Raw genomic sequence first — 1,013 nt, 5'->3', positions numbered from 1 at the left:
TCGTCGGCGGCCCAGGCGCGAGCCGCCTCGAGCACGGTGGGATGCACGGCCTCTCCGCTGCCACGCGAGCCCAGCGGCCCGCCCTGGACCGCCATCAGATCCTCGCCACGACCGCAGCCAGCAGTCGACCGCATCGTTCGGCGGCCTCGCGACCGGCCTCGAGAACCTCCTCGTGGTTGAGGGGGGTCTTGGAGATGCCAGCGGCCGGGTTGGTGACCAGCGAGATCCCCAGCACTTCCAGGCCACTCTGACGCGCGGCGATCGCCTCGAGTGTGGTCGACATGCCGACGAGGTCTCCGCCCAGGACCATGGCCATCCGCACCTCGGCCGGAGTCTCGTAGTGCGGCCCGCGGAACTGCACATAGACGCCCTCGTCGAGACCTGGGTCGAGCTCTCGGGCGACGGCGCGCAGGCGGGGCGAGTAGACATCGGTGAGGTCGACGAAGTTCGCGCCCTCGATGGGGGAGTGGGCCGTCAGATTGATGTGGTCGCTGATGAGGACCGGAGTCCCCGGAGCCCACTCCTCGCGCAGCCCGCCGCAGCCATTGGTGATGACGACCGTGCGGCACCCGAGGGCTGCCGCGGTGCGGATGTTGTGGACCACCGCACGCACACCCTTTCCCTCGTAGAAGTGCGTCCGCGTGCCGTAGACGAGCGCCCGCCGCCCGGTGTCCCCGATGCCCACCGAGCGCATGACGCCCGAGTGGCCCGCGACCGCGGCCTTGCCGAAGCCCGGGACGTCGGTGTTCTCGATCGTCGCGAAGGTCTCCCCGATGAGGTCGCCGGTCTGCCCCCACCCCGAGCCCAGGACGAGCGCCACATCGTGGGCGGCGCCGTCGGTGCGCTCGCGGATCACGTCGGCAGCGGCCTGCGCCACGGCGAACGGATCGGTGCTCGGGTCGGCCAGGTCGAGGGCGTGTGTCTGACTCACCCGGCCAGCATAGGGGAGTGAATGCCCCTCTCGTGTGAGACTCGTGAGCGATGAATGACACGCGCAATCAGAGCCGCCGAGC

Annotated in this window: 1 protein-coding gene; it reads right to left on the bottom strand. The window is 70.4% G+C overall.

The annotated features are described in order from the left end of the window. Positions 1-94 precede the first annotated feature (94 nt). Positions 95-931, bottom strand: a complete 837-nt coding sequence (locus tag BN10_RS02215) for a purine-nucleoside phosphorylase (RefSeq protein WP_010849520.1) — start codon at positions 929-931, stop codon at positions 95-97. Between the last annotated feature and the right edge of the window lie 82 nt (positions 932-1,013).

It is taken from the genome of Phycicoccus elongatus Lp2, assembly GCF_000367525.1.
GTDB lineage: Bacteria > Actinomycetota > Actinomycetes > Actinomycetales > Dermatophilaceae > Phycicoccus_A > Phycicoccus_A elongatus.
Note: the sequence above shows the minus strand (reverse complement) of the source record. Positions and strands in the feature narration are given on the sequence as shown.